General features: G+C 69.5%; 15 protein-coding genes and 1 pseudogene. 5 read left to right on the top strand and 11 right to left on the bottom strand.

Annotated features, from left to right (window positions below):
* Nucleotides 1-284: 284 nt before the first annotated feature.
* Nucleotides 285-433, bottom strand: a pseudogene (locus ACWC21_RS38025) (tyrosine-type recombinase/integrase); the annotation flags it as partial.
* A gap of 1,254 nt (nt 434-1,687) precedes the next feature.
* On the opposite strand from ACWC21_RS38025, the gene ACWC21_RS38020 reads away from it, so the two are divergent.
* Nucleotides 1,688-1,957, top strand: coding sequence for a hypothetical protein (locus ACWC21_RS38020; protein WP_450888899.1), 270 nt, complete (start codon nt 1,688-1,690; stop codon nt 1,955-1,957).
* Between the two features lie 49 nt (nt 1,958-2,006).
* On the opposite strand, the gene ACWC21_RS38015 is transcribed toward ACWC21_RS38020, so the two are convergent.
* The 3 genes from ACWC21_RS38015 to ACWC21_RS38005 all read right to left on the bottom strand — a co-directional run bounded on the left by ACWC21_RS38015 (nt 2,007) and on the right by ACWC21_RS38005 (nt 4,539).
* Complete coding sequence (locus ACWC21_RS38015; protein ID WP_450888898.1) at nt 2,007-2,570, bottom strand: TetR/AcrR family transcriptional regulator; 564 nt, start codon at nt 2,568-2,570, stop codon at nt 2,007-2,009.
* A gap of 381 nt (nt 2,571-2,951) precedes the next feature.
* Nucleotides 2,952-4,343 carry an amidase gene (locus ACWC21_RS38010; protein ID WP_450888896.1) on the bottom strand — a complete coding sequence of 464 codons (1,392 nt, stop codon included), beginning with the start codon at nt 4,341-4,343 and terminating at the stop codon, nt 2,952-2,954.
* Entirely contained in the window at nt 4,330-4,539 is a 210-nt protein-coding gene (locus tag ACWC21_RS38005; protein WP_450888894.1) for a hypothetical protein, read from the bottom strand. The genes ACWC21_RS38010 and ACWC21_RS38005 overlap by 14 nt, the downstream gene beginning before the upstream one ends.
* A 131-nt stretch (nt 4,540-4,670) precedes the next feature.
* Here ACWC21_RS38005 and ACWC21_RS38000 point away from each other — a divergent pair, with 131 nt between their 5' ends.
* A complete protein-coding gene (locus tag ACWC21_RS38000) occupies nt 4,671-5,933 on the top strand; it encodes an MFS transporter (RefSeq protein WP_450888892.1) in 1,263 nt (420 codons plus the stop codon).
* A 24-nt stretch (nt 5,934-5,957) separates the two neighbouring features.
* Nucleotides 5,958-6,884 (top strand): MBL fold metallo-hydrolase, encoded by a 927-nt coding sequence (locus ACWC21_RS37995; protein WP_450888890.1) that lies wholly within the window; start codon nt 5,958-5,960, stop codon nt 6,882-6,884.
* Nucleotides 6,885-7,046: 162 nt separating this feature from the next.
* On the opposite strand, the gene ACWC21_RS37990 is transcribed toward ACWC21_RS37995, so the two are convergent.
* The 3 genes from ACWC21_RS37990 to ACWC21_RS37980 form a co-directional block, all read right to left on the bottom strand.
* Nucleotides 7,047-8,387 (bottom strand): FG-GAP repeat domain-containing protein, encoded by a 1,341-nt coding sequence (locus ACWC21_RS37990; RefSeq protein WP_450888889.1) that lies wholly within the window; start codon nt 8,385-8,387, stop codon nt 7,047-7,049.
* Between the two features lie 187 nt (nt 8,388-8,574).
* Nucleotides 8,575-9,405, bottom strand: a complete 831-nt coding sequence (locus ACWC21_RS37985) for a COG4705 family protein (protein ID WP_450888887.1) — start codon at nt 9,403-9,405, stop codon at nt 8,575-8,577.
* 216 nt (nt 9,406-9,621) lie between these two features.
* Nucleotides 9,622-9,894, bottom strand: a complete 273-nt coding sequence (locus ACWC21_RS37980) for a hypothetical protein (protein WP_450888885.1) — start codon at nt 9,892-9,894, stop codon at nt 9,622-9,624.
* A 668-nt stretch (nt 9,895-10,562) separates the two neighbouring features.
* Here ACWC21_RS37980 and ACWC21_RS37975 point away from each other — a divergent pair.
* Nucleotides 10,563-11,486: a VOC family protein gene (locus ACWC21_RS37975; RefSeq protein WP_450888884.1), complete on the top strand. Its 924-nt coding sequence runs from the start codon at nt 10,563-10,565 to the stop codon at nt 11,484-11,486.
* A gap of 21 nt (nt 11,487-11,507) precedes the next feature.
* Here the strand turns inward: ACWC21_RS37975 and ACWC21_RS37970 are convergent, their stop codons facing one another.
* The 3 genes from ACWC21_RS37970 to ACWC21_RS37960 form a co-directional block, all read right to left on the bottom strand.
* Entirely contained in the window at nt 11,508-11,963 is a 456-nt protein-coding gene (locus ACWC21_RS37970; protein ID WP_450888882.1) for a hypothetical protein, read from the bottom strand.
* 152 nt (nt 11,964-12,115) lie between these two features.
* The gene (locus tag ACWC21_RS37965) at nt 12,116-12,868 is read right to left on the bottom strand and encodes an SDR family NAD(P)-dependent oxidoreductase (protein ID WP_450888881.1); all 753 of its coding nucleotides are present in this window, start codon (nt 12,866-12,868) and stop codon (nt 12,116-12,118) included.
* Nucleotides 12,869-13,099: 231 nt separating this feature from the next.
* Nucleotides 13,100-13,714 (bottom strand): NAD(P)-dependent oxidoreductase, encoded by a 615-nt coding sequence (locus tag ACWC21_RS37960; protein WP_450888879.1) that lies wholly within the window; start codon nt 13,712-13,714, stop codon nt 13,100-13,102.
* Between the two features lie 135 nt (nt 13,715-13,849).
* Between ACWC21_RS37960 and ACWC21_RS37955 the strand changes: the two genes are divergently transcribed.
* The gene (locus ACWC21_RS37955) at nt 13,850-14,542 is read left to right on the top strand and encodes a TetR/AcrR family transcriptional regulator (RefSeq protein WP_450888877.1); all 693 of its coding nucleotides are present in this window, start codon (nt 13,850-13,852) and stop codon (nt 14,540-14,542) included.
* Between the two features lie 315 nt (nt 14,543-14,857).
* Here ACWC21_RS37955 and ACWC21_RS37950 read toward each other — a convergent pair whose 3' ends face one another.
* Nucleotides 14,858-15,820, bottom strand: a complete 963-nt coding sequence (locus ACWC21_RS37950) for an amidohydrolase family protein (RefSeq protein ID WP_450888876.1) — start codon at nt 15,818-15,820, stop codon at nt 14,858-14,860.
* Nucleotides 15,821-15,884 lie beyond the last annotated feature (64 nt).

Here is a 15,884-nt window from a genome sequence, read left to right as displayed (position 1 = left end):
TTTTACAGACCTGGAATCCCGTCCGGACCCGTGTGCACGAGCGTGTGTGCCCCCCGATACATCACCTCAGTTTCGGCGCCCGCCGGAGTGGCCGCACGCCGCCTTGACCGACCCACGACCAAGATCCGGACCATACGCGTACCGGCGGCTCTTGCCCTGGGCCTGCAACCCTTCTTCGTCCTGGCGAAAGCCGCGTGGGCAGGTGCACAACCAGCAGACGAAGAACCTGCTGTTCCGATGAGTCCGCGGAATCAGGCTGCTTCCCAGAGGCCGGTGTCCAGGCAGATCTGCGTGAGACGTTCGATAGCGTCGTCCTGCTGTCGTAACCGGCCTCTTCACGCTGCTTGCCGAGAGTGTCCCGGAACCGAATCGTGTACGGGTGCGGGCAACGGGTCGGCCTGGAACAACCGCACTCCTTGAAGAACGACCCCATCCCACGAGCGAGCTGTCGAGCCACGCATCAAGCCTTCCGAGCAGGGCGATGGGCGGCGCAGGAGGCCCCTGTCGTAGGTGCAGGTCAGCAAGCCGGACACCGCCCGGCCTGATGCTGACCTTTAGCTGACTTGGAGGCCGCGATCAGGGCTCTGACCTGCGGAAACACCCAAACGCTAGATCTTGGACTTGAACATTGTACGAAACATGAAGAAACTCCCGATTCGCCCTGCTCCCTGCCTGCTTCTGCAGGTCAAGGGCGATGTTCGGAGGCTACAACGTTTCGCATGTGTGGTCAGCTGTCGCCGGGTGTTTGAGGACTCACGCTGACCGATTGCTGACTTTCCTGACGACTACTCAGAAGTGCCGAGGGGTGTTCGGGGGCCGCATCACTCTCCAGGCTGCCCCGCGGGGACGGTGGATCAGCGTGGGCAATGGTGCCTACAAGACACCCCCCGACGGACAGGCCAGTCTCCAAACCCACAGTGCGGAGGTCAACGACTGATCGCCGATTACTGGAATTGAGCTCCTTGGTGTCGTTTCGTTTGTCAGGCAGGTCGGATGACAGGCCGGGCTCGGCGGGGCAGCCGTCCACAGGCACAAGATCAGAAACGCAGCCCGGACGGCCTGCCGAACCAAGACGCAGACGCGCAACGCTCGACTGGAAACCCCAGCCGAGCGCCTGCATCTGCGGCTCGCCACCTGATCAACCGACGGCGTGTCCGCCACCTCGCCTCTCCCGTCCTGCGGAGGTTTCGGTTCAGCGCCTCAGCCATCGGATCACGGTCCTGGGCTCTCCCACTGTGCCCTGTTCACCCCGTCCGAGTCCGGTACCACGGCACACCACTCGCCCATCACTCTGTCCGCCAGCATGAGTGAGAAACCCTCACCCGTCACTTCGGAGAGTGCATCGGCGCCACCGGGGTAGGCCCGGTAAGCCAACTCGCCCGGCAGCAGCGGGGCCACGAATGCAGTGAAGTCATCCTCCAGCGGCTCAGGCCTGGGCAGCACCTCCGGCTCGGTAGCCACGCAGACCAATCAGCGTGGCCGCATGAGTCCGGCCAGTTCGGCTGCGTTCTCCGGAGTGACGCGGAACCACCTGCACCCGTAAGCGCCGTACGCCCAGGGCTCGCACAACATCGTGGAGCGCTCAGAGACCTCCGCCACCGTCGCCCGGAAGCTCTCGTCCGCGACAGCCTCAAGGGGTTTCGAGATCTCTGTGGGCTCAGGAGCCGCGTCGCGCCACTGACAAGGCGTGAAGGTCAAGGCCACGGGGTTCGGGCGCGTCGACCTCGACCCAGCCGACGTCATGACCGCCATCGTGAGGACCGACCCCGCCGCGCTGACGGTCGGCACCGACCTGCCCTCTACCCGCGCTCGCCGTCCCTTCGTGGACGAGGACTTCGACCTCATCGCCGAGACGGTCAGCGAGGAACACCTCGACGCCGTGCTCTGGGACAACGCCGCCGCTTTCTACCGGCTCTCCGCCAGTCCCGAGGAGGCCGACGCCGCAGCGGACAGCTGACGCAATCCGGCTTCCAGACCGGCCACTCCACCCGAGGAGAGGGCCGGGGTCATCGGCCGGTCGGGCCGAGGACCGCTGTCACGAGCCGACGCGCGTACGCGGCGTCGAGTCCGTCCGGGCGGAAGAGGATGCGGTACATCAGCGGGGCGACGACGCCGTCGATGACCGTTTCGACGTCCGGCGTCTTCTCCCCGCGTTCTGTCGCACGGGTGAGGATGACGTCGATCTGTTCTGCGGCGTAGGCCGAGCACTGGCCGGCGTTGCTGCCGTCCGGGTCGCCGAGCAGGGCGTCACGGATGTAGGCGCGGCCGGCGGGGGAGGACATCTCGTCGAGGAACTGCTCGGCCCAGGCCGTCAGGTCGGACGACAGGGCACCGTGGTCCCCGGGCGCGGTCTCGGGCCGCAGACGCTCGACCGCCACGTCCGACAACAGCTCCTGCAGATCCCCCCAGCGGCGGTAGATCGTCGACGGTGTCACACCCGCGCGCTGGGCGATCATCGGTACCGTCAGGGCGTCGCGGCCCACCTCCGAGGCGAGTTCGCGCACGGCGGCGTGCACCGATGCCTGGACCCGGGCGCTGCGCCCACCGGGGCGTACCATCTGCCTGCTCATGGAACCCACCTTAAAGCGAAATCATTGCGTCTAGTGACCCGCTGGGCCACCGTTCGACGGCCTCTCTCGCTGCGAGTCGTGTGGTTCAGCGCCGCCTCGGTGCACGCCCGCAGGGAGGAGACCTTCGTGGCGCGGGCGTGATCCGTCCCCTCGTGCTCACAAAAGACGTCGTCCAGGCGCTGGGCTGGTCGTCCTTCCGCGCTGCGGGATGCGCGGTGCGGTCTGTCCGCTCCATCGCCCTCGGCGCCGTCACCGCTCGGGCACTTTCGGGGAACGCCCGCGCAGGCTGTGTCGTCGAGAGCGGGTGAGTGCCCGACGGCTGTGGCACAGCCGTCGGGCACTCACCCTGCCCATGCGATGCTGCCGGGTCCCGTCCTTCGTTCACGCAGCGTGTGCGAGGTCGTGGGCGGGCTGGGTCTGCTCGTAGGCGTGGCCGACCCGTAGGAGCACGCTCTCCTGGAGCGGTCGCCCGAGCAGCTGCATGCCGATCGGCAGCCCCGCCGTGTCGTGGCCGACCGGTATGGACAGGGACGGTACTCCGGTGATGTTGGCGGGCGACGACAGGCGCACGTAGGCGTCGGAGACGCCCTCGACGGTGCCGTCGGCCCAGGTGATCGTTTCCTGGCCGGCCCTGACGGCGGTCGCCGGGACGGTGGGGGCGGCGATCACGTCGACCTCCGTGAGCATGCGGGCCCATTCCTGCCGCATGAGGGTGCGGGAGCGCTGGGCGCGCAGGTAGTCTCCGGCGGGCATCAGTTCGCCGGCCTCGAGGAGGACGCGGACGTCGTCCTGGTAGAGCTCGGGGACCGTGCGCAGGGTCGCCTCGTGGTAGGCGGTGGCCTCGGGCACCATCAGACCCCACTGCGTGGCCTGGATGTAGCGCGTCATGGGGATCTCCACCTCGACGAGGCGTGCGCCGAGCGCCTGAAGCTGGTCGATGGCACGCCGGACGGCGGCCTCGACCTCGGGGGCGACCTGGTCGAAGTAGTAGGTGCGCGGTACGCCGACCCGCAGCCCCGTCAGGTCCGTGCCCGCGTCCGGCCGGTAGTCCGTGGCGGGTGTGGTCAGGGAGGCGGGGTCACGGGGGTCGTGCCCGGCCAGGGCGGCCAGGACCAGGGCCGCGTCCTCGACCGTGCGGGCGATCGGGCCGACGTGGTCCAGTGACCAGGACAGGGTCGTGACACCGTGCCGGGGGACGAGCCCGTAGGTCGGCTTGAGGCCGACGACCCCGTTGAGCGCGGCGGGCACCCTGATGGATCCGCCGGTGTCGGTGCCCAGGGCGAAGGTGGCCATGCCCGCGGCGACGGCAACGGCGGACCCGCCGCTGGATCCGCCGGCAACCCGGCCTGTGTCCCAGGCGTTGTGGGTCTGTGGGGTGGTCAGGCCATAGGCGAACTCGTGCGTATGCGTCTTGCCCAGCAGGACCGCACCGGCCTCCGCCAGGCGCGCGGCGACCGTGCTGTCGGTCTGCGCTCGGTGGTCGGCCCTGACCTGGGAGCCGGCCGAGGTGGCTTCGCCGGCGACGTCGACCAGGTCCTTCAGGCCCATCGGGATGCCGTGCAGCGGACCGCGATAACGGCCGGCCGCGATGTCGTGTGCGGCTTCACGCGCGGCAGTGCGGGTGCGCTCGGCGGTGACGGTGACGTATGCCTGAAGGTGCGGCTCCATCTGCGCGATGCGCTGAAGCACGGAGTCCACCAGCTCGACGGGGGACAGCTCCCGGGCCTCGATCACGTCGGCGGCTGCGGTCAGGGACAGTTCATACGGCTGCATCGTGCTTCTCCTGTCCCGCGCGGTAGGCGGGGGCGGGCGGGGTGTCCCCGAAGTCCAGCTCCCGCAGGACCGAGACGACGGAGTGGATGTGGTGGGCGGTGGCCGCGACCGCGGCATGGCGGGCGGCAGGCAGCGGGAGCCCGGCGCGGGCGGCCCAGCAGGCCGCTTCGGGCGGGGTGAGCTCTACGGCGGTCATGGACTTCTCTCTCCTCGCAGCTGGAGCGACGAAGCACATCCTCCAGCTCCAAAAGCTAAGCGTTTGCGTTAGTCCACCGTAGGACCTACGGTGACTTAAAGCAAACCAATAGCGTTTAGCCGAGGAGTCCCATGCCCACCGTCACACCACGAGCACCCGCACCACACCGTTGCCAAGCCGCGCGCAGCCGCACGACCAGCCGCGCCGCGCCCTTCGTCCTGAACGCCTCGATCCTGGCCGGTCTCCTCGCGGCATCCAGTGCGCCCACACCGCTCTACCCCCATTACCAGGACGCCTGGCACCTGTCCGCGCTCGCCATCACCGTGGTGTTCAGCGCCTACGCTCTGACCCTGCTGCTGGCCCTGCTCACCACCGGAGCACTCTCCGACCACCTGGGACGACGCCCCGTCCTGGTGGGCGCCCTGGCGGTGGAGGCCGCCTCCATGGTGCTGCTGGCCTCGGCGGACGGCGCCGGTGCACTGACCGCCGCCCGCGTCTTGCAGGGGGCGGCCACCGGCGCGGCCGCCAGCGCCGCCGGCGCGGCCCTCCTCGACCTGGAAAACCCCCGGTGTCCGGGCCGGTCCGCCCTGACCAACAGCATCGCCCCGGTGGCGGGCATGGCCGCCGGCGTCCTGGCCTCCACCCTTTTCATCCGTTTCGTGCCCGCCCCCACGGTCACCGTGTACGTTGTGCTCGCGGTCCTCTTCGCCGCCCAGGCAGTCGCGGTCATGTTCACGACGGAGACGGCCCGCCCGCACCCCGGCGCCCTGAGTTCGCTGCGTCCTGAGCTCGCCGTGCCCCCGTCGGCGCGTCGCGCTCTGCTGGCGGCCGGTACCGGTGTCGTCGCCGTCTGGGCCCTGGGCGGCTTCTACTCCTCCCTCGGGCCGGCGCTCGTGCGCCTGGTGGCCCCCGGTGCCCCGCAGGCGGCCGGCGGCATGGTCTTCTTCACGCTGACCGCCGCGGCCACGGTCACCGTGTGGATTCTGCGACGCACGGCGCCGTACGCCGCCGCCACCGGCGGCAGCCTGGCCGTCGTACCCGCCGCGGCCCTGACGCTGAGCGGTCTGCACGGCGCCGGCCTGCCCGCCGTCTACGGCGGCGCGGCTCTGGCCGGGATCGCCTTCGGCGCCGTCTCCCAAGGGGCGCTGCGCATGACACTCGCCTCCCTGGACGCGCAGGACCGTGCCGCGACCCTGGCCGCCTACTACGTCCTTAGCTACCTTTCCATGAGCCTGCCCGCCATCGCCGCGGGCGCCGCCACCCAGGACTACGGGCTGCGCACCGCCGCCCATGCCTATGCCATCGCCGCCGCCCTGCTCGCCGTCGCGGCCCTGGCCGCACTCACCGTGTCAAGGGGCAGGACGGTCCACCACGCGCACAACGACCTTCCGTAACGAGACCCAGAGGACAGAACGATCATGAGCACTGCCCACCACAACCACCCGGCCACCGACCTGACCGCCGCCCCCTCCTGGACCGTGGGCGACGTCACCGTCCACCGCATCGACGAGGTCCTCCTGCCGCCCGCCACCGGGCCGTGGCTGCTGCCCGACGCCACCCCGGACCTCGTCGCCGCGCAGGACTGGCTGCGTCCCCACTTCGCCGACGACGAGGGCACCCTCCGCATCGACAGCCACAGCTTCGCGTTCATCCTCGGCGGCCTGCGCATCCTGGTCGACACCGGCATCGGCAACGGCAAGGAGCGGGCCAATCCCGCCTGGCATGGCCTGGATACCGACTACCTGCAGCGCCTGGCCGTCGCCGGATTCCCCCCGGATTCGGTCGACCTGGTGATCCTCACCCACCTGCACGCCGACCACGTCGGCTGGAACACACGCGAGGTGGATGGTGATTGGGTGCCCACCTTCCCCCACGCCCGTTACCTGACCTCCCGCACCGAGCGGGAGTTCTGGGCCGGGTACGACATGGACGAGGCACGCGAGCAGATGTTCCGCGACTCCGTGATCCCGGTCGAGGAGGCGGGACTGCTCGACCTCGTCGACGTGCCCGCCGAGGGACTCGACGTAGCCCCCGGCCTGCGCCTGCTCCCCACCTCCGGCCACACCCCCGGCCACGTCGCCGTTGAGCTGACCAGCCACGGCCGGACGGCTCTGATCACCGGCGACTGCATCCACCACCCCGTCCAGCTCGCCCACCCGGCCATCGGCGCCTGCGTCGACATCGACCCAGAGCAGTCCGAGACCTCGCGCCTGCAGCTGATCGCCTCACTCGCCGACACGGACACCCTCGTCCTGGGCACCCACTTCGCACCGCCCACGGCCGGCCGCGTCGTTTCCCATGAGGGCGGCTACCGACTCTCGCCCGTCCCCGCCAGCTCGCACTGACCCGGCGACGGTCCGGGCGGTGTCCATCAGGGGAGCGTTATCCGCTTGTCGAGTGGCGCGTCTTCGCGGTGCCTCGGCTCGGCCGGGCAGGCGTCGAGCAGGTCGCCGGTGGCTCGTGGTTACGGGGCCCGGAACGACGTGCCCGGGGCAGCAGGCAGGTGCCTACGAACCTTGATCCTTGCTGGGGGCGACCGGGAACGATGCCTCGTCGCGGCCCGTGCCGTCGGTGATCCACCACCTGTCCTCGCCGAGAAGGGTCAGTTCCGCGCGGCCGTCGCCGTCCCAGTCGTGGACGGCGAAGAGCGTGCCGCCGTCGGGGCTGTCGTCACCCGGCACGGACCGCTTGGTCGAGCGCCAGGGCTTCGATCCGAGCCCGTGCTCGGAGCCGCCCCGCAGCACCTCGATCCGCGCGTCCCCCGCCTCCTTCTTCTTGGTGAGCTGTACGGCCAGGTCGTCGCAGCCATCGCCGTTGAAGTCCCCGACGGCGAGCCTGGTGCCGAAGCCCTCCTTGAAGTCGCCGCCGTCCATGGTGACCCACTTCCCCGGCTCCTTCCCGTAGCGGACGCTGACCTGGCCGCGCCGGTGGGGTGTGTCGACCTCGTCGTAGCTGTCGACGAAGCTCCGACCGATGGCGATGTCCTGGCGCCCGTCGCCGTCGAAGTCGCCGAAGACGATGTTCTCGCCCTCCGGCAGCCGCTCGGGTTCCTTGCTCAGGCCGTCGGCGGTACGGGCGCCGCCTGTGAACAGCAGGGGCGGATCCCACGGAGAGTTGTAGAGCGCGAGATCGGTGGCGCGGTCGTCGTTCGCGTCCCCGGCGACCAGCACGGGTGACGCGCCCTCGTGGACCGGGCTGGGGATCTCCACGGTCCTGACCGGGGCGCCGGAGCGCTTGAACGGACCCTTGAGGACAACCAGTTCCCGAACCTCGTTCGAGTCCCTGAACACCGCGAGGTCGGTGTGGCTGTCCCCGTGGAAGTCGCCGGCGACCGGCGCGGTGCTGTATCCGCTGCCCGGTAGTGGCACACGCCCGTGCGCTCCGCCGACCCGCGGGCCCTTGGGGCCTCCCCACAGGACCCGGGCGGCGCCGCTCACGACGAGGTCGGCATGGCCGTCCTCATCCAGGTCGGCGACCGTGGGCTGCAACGGGTCGTCACCCGTCTGGACGTCGTGCGGCACACCGAGGTCGTCGTGGGCGAAGACGGTCGTGTGGTCGGGGTCAGGACCGTGCTCGGAACCGGGCACGACGAACAGGTCGAAGTTCTCCGTCTCGGAGATCTCGTGCACCAGATCGACGAAGCCGTCCCCGTCGAGGTCGGGGGTCGCGGCCGTGGCCTCGCGGGCCGAATCGACGGCCCGGCAGGGGCTGTTGGGGACCGCACGCGCGCCGCCGGACGGCCGAAGGACGAGGAACGCCAGCACCGCCACCACTACGAGGGAGGCCGCCACGGCGTGCCACATGCGCAAGTAGCGGAAGAACGGACCGCCTGCTGTCGGAAAGTGCATCAGCCCACTTCACGGGCGTGGACGCGGCCCGCACAAGGAAGCAGATCATTTCGTTACGGTGGTGATGCACGACGGTCCTGCCCCCTTTCCGGTCCACGGTGCTCCTGCGGCGCCGCCATCTCCATGCCGAGTTCCTTCCGGCGCGCGACCGACCGCGACGGCACGTCGTCACCACCACGATGGACACCTACATCGATGCGTCCGCCTCGCCGGGGCGGACGGCGTCGGAGCGCAGGCCGGCGGCCGGGCGGTCGCCGCGCGTCGTCAGCAGTCCGAGCAGCGCGACGATGACGATCGTCGCGCCGAGGCTGACCCAGCCGAACCCCAGGCCCAGGCCGTCCTGACGGGACGAGGACAGCCAGTCGGTGATCGACGCGCCGAGCGGGCGGGTGATGACGTAGGCCGACCAGAACGCGGTAACGGTGCCCAGCCCCGCCCAGCGGTGCGCGGCGGCCGGGACTGCGATGGCGATGGCGAACACCACGATCGAACCCAGGTACCCCAGGTGCAGCATGTCCGCTGTCAGATCGCCGGCGACGGTGCCGAGGACGAAGGTGGCCGTCACCATCGACCAGTAGAAGCGTTCCCGGCGCGGCGTGGTGATGCTGTGCACATCCAGGGTCTTCTCCCGGGCGTACCACCGGACGAAGATGACGGCCAGCACGATCGAGAACCCCACCGTCGTCACCGGGTACGGAAGCCCGACCAGGAAGGTGAGGGCGTCGGCCACCATGGTGCCGAAGACGGCCACCATGGTCACGGCCGACCAGTAGATCCAGAGGTGGTAGCGGTCGCTGCGGAACTGGACGATCAACGCGATCGCCAACGCGGTCGCGCCCGAGCCCAGGGCGAGTCCCGGATTCAGGTGGCCGACAAGGAAATCCGAGAAGGTCTCGCCCATCCCGGTGGTGAGGATCTTGACGACCCAGAACAGGGCCGTGATTTCCGGGACCTTGACGGCGAGCCGTCCCGCGGACGCGGCGGCAGATGTCCGAGCGCCGGGCGCTGCAATACGCATGATGATCCGTTCTCTCTGCACAGTCGCTGGTGAGAAGGGCACACAGCGAGCGGTGACGTCCGGGGGGGGACGATGGTGTGGCCTGGCCGATACCGAAGACACGCTCGGCCGTGCGGTGGCGGATCACGTCTGTCGGCCGTCGGGCAACGGACGTGATCCGCTGGAAGGCGACCCGCGGCCGCGGGATCCTTCGGTGTTCTGCTGGGTGATCCCCCGTCAGCAGACTTTCCTGCACGCGGATCGAGCGCGGGACCCGGCCGAGCGCCTCGCGTCCGGATCACCGATGCCGTTCGCGTCCGGCCAGCGCCGGTCCATCCTCATCGGCGCGGTCTGGGCCGGGGAGCCGGGGATGGATCCGCTGTTCTGGAACGATCCGTGGAACTCCACTCCCAGGCCGACGACGGCCCCGAGGACGAACAGCCGGCCGACCGCCATCGTCCGCCATCTTTGAGCGCCGAAGGCGCCCAGCCGGTACAGGAGCGTAGCCATGACTCAATCCCTTTCAGATAGTGGAAGTGACAACAGCGATCCTCACCGGCCCACTTGACGGCCGGCCCGCGCTGCGCTTGACGGTTGTCTGACGGTCCGTCGCGCCCTTGGTGTGCGGTACCGCCCCGACGTCACGAACGCCCCAACCCCTGGGACCGGAGCGATCCCGGCGTCCCACGGGGAAGCGCGTGGATCAACCCCGGGGCCCGGCACCGGTCCTCGAAAGAACCCGCGCCGCGCCCGGCATGAGCGCGGCGACAGGACGGAGCGTCGTAGATTCGCGAGCGGTCCGGCGCGGAGTCCAGGCCGGAGACGACGAGCCGACGAGCCGACGACCGGTCCTTCCGGCCGCGCCGACCACCGTGGTCGGTCCCGCCCAACTCGTGACTGAACAACTGTTGGCGAGATGAGTAAACAAGTGTAGGTTATCGCTGTCAAGGCGGCGGAGACCTGCGGAGTGAGCAGCCGTGCTGAGAAGTTCGCGCTGGTCGGCGCCTGATGTCCGTACCGTGGATCGGCGGGCAGGTCCGGTTCCCGCGATCCGCCGGGGTCGACCCCGATCCCGCGTCCGCCCCCGCCTACGATCCGTCAACTGCACGGCACGCCATTCGACGGGATCGGCGAGCTGCGCCAGCGTTAGTCGCCGAGGCGACCAAGGAGGTCTCCTGATGGCCCTGCACCGACTCAGCTCGGTCACGATCGGCGTCCCCGACCTGGACGCCACAACCCGGTACTACGAGGAGTTCGGGCTGACCCGCGAGGACGACGGCTGGCTCTCCACCGCCGACGGAGGCCGCCAGCTCCGCCTCGTCACCTCACCCGCCCGCCGACTCGTGGCGCTGTCGATCGGCGCGGAGAACCCCGACGACATCGGCGCCGTCGAGTCCCGGCTGCGCCGGCTCGACCTGAAGGCGGACGCCTCGGACACACGCGTCGCCGCCGTCGAGCCGATCACCGGCGTACAGGTCGAGGTGACAGTCACCCCGCGCATCGAGCAACCGGAGGCGCCGGCGACGGCGTACAACGGGCCGGGCCGCACGGACCGCGGCACCGGCCGCGCCCCGGGGATCCTGCGCGAGGGCAGGGTCCGTCCGCGCAAGCTCGGACACGTCGTCATCGGCTCGACGGACCAGGAGGCCAGCCAGCGCTTCTTCGCCGAGGGCATCGGCCTGAAGATCAGCGACGAGGTACCCGGGCTCTCCTCGTTCATGCGCTGCTCGACCGAGCACCACAACATCCTGGTGTCAAGCGCGCCCGTCAACTTCGTCCACCACACCTCGTGGCAGGTCGACGACGTCGACGAGATCGGCCGCGGCGCCACGGCGATGCTGCGGGAGCACCCCGAGCGCCACATCTGGGGCCTGGGACGCCACCACGTCGGCTCGAACTTCTTCTGGTACCTCAAGGACCCGGCCGGCAACTTCTCCGAGTACTACTCCGACATGGACTGCGTCGTCGACGACGCGCTGTGGAAGCCCGAGGTCTGGGAGGCCGCCAAGAGCCTCTTCAGCTGGGGCCCGCCCCCTCCCCCCTCTTTCCTGCAGCCCGAGGACCTCGCCGCGTTGATGGCCGGCGCCCACTCGGCCCGCTGACGTTCACGCACCTGGCTTTGTTCACGTCCAGCGGCTCTGGCTCATCTTCTGGATGCTGTTGGTGATCTCCAGGTGGGGAGCCTTCGGCAGAGCTGCTGGAAGTGGCTGGGCGGTCGAGGCGGCGATGCTGGTGCAATTGAGGACGGCCAGGGCGAGCAGCAGGACCAGAGCGCCGGCGACGACGGCCAGTTGGCGGGCGAACAGGGCGTCGGTGGTGGAGTCGTCGACGGAGGTGTCGATGGCCAGGATGAACGCGGCCGGCTTCACCGATTCGCCCGCCTTCTCCAGGGTGATGCCGGGGCTGGGGATGCGGATCGCGCTGAGGTCGTCCAGGCCCTCGACGTTGTCGTAAGCGACGACGCGACCCACGGGGACGGCGGCGGTGACGCGTACCAGCGCTTGGGGGGCGATGTCGGCCGCTCCGGTGGACAGCAGGATCCGGTCGTGCCCGTCGACGGCGACGGCGGCCGTGGTCATGGCGGGGCGACTGCTGCCGCCCTCAGCGCCTGATGCCTGCACCCAGCCTCGCCATCAACACACCTCTAATGATCAAGGAATGTTGCGACGGTTCCGAGGCCGGGGCAGGCTGAGGGCTTCGGCGGCCGTGTACTCCTCGACCGCGATGCCCCTTATGCCCGCCGTCCGCCGTCGACCGACAGCGCGATCCCGGTGATGTAGGACGCGGCGTCCGAGCAGAGCCAGACCGCGGCTGCGGCGGCCTCTTCCGATGTGGCCATCCGGCCGAGTGGGGTGATCGCCTCCTGCATCGCGATCAAGTCGGTGCCGGCCGCCACCCTTTCGAAGCCGGGTGTACGGGTCGGGCCGGGGCAGACGGCGTTGACGCGGATGTTGTGCGGCGCGTAGTCCACGGCGGCGACCTTGGTGAGCCCGACGACGCCGTGCTTGGCTGCCACGTAGGCGGGGGCGGTCGGGATCGCGTACAGGCCGCCGTTGGAGGCGACGTTGACGATCGCGCCGCCGCCGCGGCTGCGCAGGGCGGGCAGCTCGTACTTCATGCAGAGGAAGGTCCCGCCCAGGTTGACGTGGGTCACGCGCTCGAACTCTTCCAGACTCATTTGGTCGAGCTGTCGGTGGTGCGAGTCGAGGCCCGCGTTGTTCACGGCGAAGTCGAGGCCGCCGTACGTCTCGACCGTACGTTCAACGGCCGTCCGCACCGCGTCCTCGTCGGCGATGTCGACGCTGAGTGCCAGTGCCTCTCCGCCGTCCTTCCTGATCATTTCGGTGGTCTCGAAGGCTGTTGCCTCGTTGATGTCGGTGACGGTGACGGTGGCGCCCTGCCGGGCCAGCTCGATCGCCGTCGCGCGGCCGATTCCGCTTCCAGCACCCGTCACGAGTCCGATTTTTCCTGAGAAGTTGCTCATGATGACCTTCCGATGCAGTTACTAGCACCAGGCGATGCCTGATTCGCCCAGGTGACCTTGTCCGGGGTACCGCGACGGCCGGAGCCCGTTGGCCTCGGCGTGCGGGAGGAGGGGCAGCCCCCGGTCACGCGTCGGTGCCGGGCACGGCCGTCCACACAACCGCGATCGCGGTTGCCGATGGTGGTTCGCTCCCGCCCTGTGGACAACGGGGGCTGCCGCGTCGACCGATGACTAACTCAGGGGTACGACGATTCCGGTACCGTGCCGGCCCGTCTCGGCCTCGTCCAGCAACAAGGAGGCCAGCGTGGCCCGGGAGATTCGGGGCGGCAGCAGCGGACGCCGCAGGTCCGCCAGTGGCACGATGTGGCGGGTAGGGCTGAGGGGGCCATCGGTGACGTCCGGGGCGTGGAACACCGTGGCGCCGGCATCCAGGGCGATCTGGTCGGCCTCGACCTTCTCGGCCAGCTCCGAGCCGACGAACATCCGCATCACCCCCGCATAGATCAGCCCACCCGATCGACTCGACACGCCCGAGCCCAGCGCGCCGAGCCATACCGTCGCGCGAACGTTCGCCGCCGCGAGCACCCTCGCCCCGGCGACCAGTGCGCCCGGGCCGTCGCCCTTGCCGATACCGATGGCAGAGACGGCGACGTCGACGTCGGTCAGGTCGGGGAAGCTCTGCGGGACGGTGACATCCGCCTTCCGGACCTCGACCTGCCGCGACACAGGCACAGTGACCTTGGCCGGCGCGCGAACCAGGGCCACGACCTCGTGTCCCCGTTCCAGCGCTTCATCGACGAGCGCGCTGCCGGTCCGCCCTGACGCTCCGAGTACGGCTATGCGCATGATCATTCACCCTTTAACTAAACAACTGTTGGTTACTTGAGTAAACAACCGTTGGTTAGTGATGTCAAGGCGTGAGCTGCCTGTACGGTGAACATCTGTTGCTCAACTGTTCGCACCGGTCAGAAGGGGGCGAAGATGTCGTCTCAGGAGCGCTCCGCTCCCCGTCGCCGCAATCCACGGGGGCAGGGCCAGGTTCTCAAGGCCCAGCTCGTAGACGCCGCGGCGAAGCTGCTGTCCACCCTTGATCAGCCGGAGACGCTGACGCTGCGGCAGGTAGCGCGTGAGGTCGGGGTGGCACCTGCCAGCATTTACAGCCACTTCCCCGACCTGAGCGCATTGATCCAGCACGTGCTGCGGCTGCGCTATGAGGAACTGGCCCGTTTGATGGACCAGGCCGCGCAGTCGGCCCCGGATCCACTGGCCGACCTCGTCGCCCGGTGCGCGGCCTACGTGCGCTGGGGAGTCGGCCAACCCGGCCATTACCGCACTCTCTTCGGCGGACGGATGCCGGACGACCTTGTCCCCGGATCAGCGCACGGCGCCGGGGCCGAACCGCTCGAGGCCGTCGTGACCTCCCTGGCGGCCGCCGCCGAGGGAGAGCGCAGACAGCCCTCGGCGGAGCAGCAGTGGCAGGCCGGCCTCATGCTCTGGACCGCCCTGCACGGTCTGGTCACCCTCTACAACGACCACGGGAACATTCCCTGGCCACCCCTGGACGACCTGATCGCCGACCTGCTCAGCCTGCACACAGCCCGCCCGGCAGACGAGATCGCGGCCCTCCTGCCCCAGCGCGGGGATGACCCGGGCTTGGCCCCGGACTCCATCTGACAGCTGACCACGCGCCGGTGAGGGTGCGATGCCCGTGTCCGCCTCCTCTCCCGTCGGCGCCGCCGCTCCGGCCGTCGCGCCGAAGGTCGGCGCGGCGGTCGCGAGCAGGACAAGCAGGGGGCGGCAGAACATGATGCGGCTGTCGGCCGACTCCGATGCCCAGCCGAAGCAGCAGAACAGGGAGTCGCACCGGCAGGGTCTGGCGCTCCTGTTCGGCGAGCAACCCACGGCTGCCGAGCGGCCGCCCGCCACGCCGTCTTCTCCGCACCGGACCCCCTGCCCGAGCTGGGCGACCTTGCCGACGAGGCGCTGCGGTCAGATGCGCAGCACACGCCTGGCGTTCAGATGGGCAACCTTCTCCTTCACCTGGGACGGAAGGTCAGCCTTCTCGATCGAGGCCACCGCGTCGGCCGTAACCTCGTACGGGTAGTCGACCGCGAACATGACCGCGTCGGCCCCGATGGTCAGCACGGCGGCTTGTACGGCCTCCGGGGCCAGTACCCCGCTCGTGGTGATCAGGATGTTGCTCCCGAAGTACTGCGACGGCATCCGCTGGAGCGGTTCGTCGACCCGGAGCGAGCGGTAGCGCGAGTCGATGCGGGAGCGTTGGAACGGCAGGAACTCGCCGAGATGCCCCAGGATCAGGGTTGCGGCGGGGTGCCGGTCGAACACTCCGGCATAGATCAACCGCATGGCGTGGCCACCGGTTTCGGCCTGCCAGCTCCAGCTGGCCCCGTACATCTCGGGCCGTCCGCGCATCACGTGCCAGTCGTCGCAGGGCAGCGCGCCGGGATGCAGGTACAACGGCACACGAAGCTCTTCCAGAGCGCTCCACAGTTCGTCATATGCGGGATCGTCCAGGTATCGGCCCTGCGTGTGGTCGTTGACCAAGGCACCTTTGAATCCGAGCTGCTCGACGCAGCGTTGGAGTTCGGTCACGGCGGCGGCAGGCTCCTGCAGGGGCAGGGCGGCGAACCCCCTGAAGCGGGTGGGGTGGCGGGCGATGGTCTGGGCGAGGAAGTCGTTGGCGAACCGGGCGTTGTCGACGGCGGCGCCGGCGTCGGTGTCGGCCTGGATGCCGGGGACGCTCAGCGACAGGATCTGAATGTCGATGCCGTGTGCGTCCATGTCGGGAAGACGGTGCTCCTCGAAGTCACCCAGGCGTCGTCCCCAGTCCTTGACGTACTGGTCGCTGACCCGGATCTTCTGGGGCGAGGAGGGTTGGCGCGAGAACAACTCCGGGATGATGAAAGCTTCTTCCAACGCGATGTAGGTCATGGCAGGGCTCCTCGTCGTGCCTTGTGTGGTGTGGCGGTGATCGGAGGCGGTAGGCAGGTCTCGG

The sequence above is a fragment of the Streptomyces sp. NPDC001348 genome (assembly GCF_053597535.1).
The sequence above is the reverse complement of the archived record's forward strand: the minus strand, read 5'-3'. Positions and strand labels throughout refer to the sequence as shown.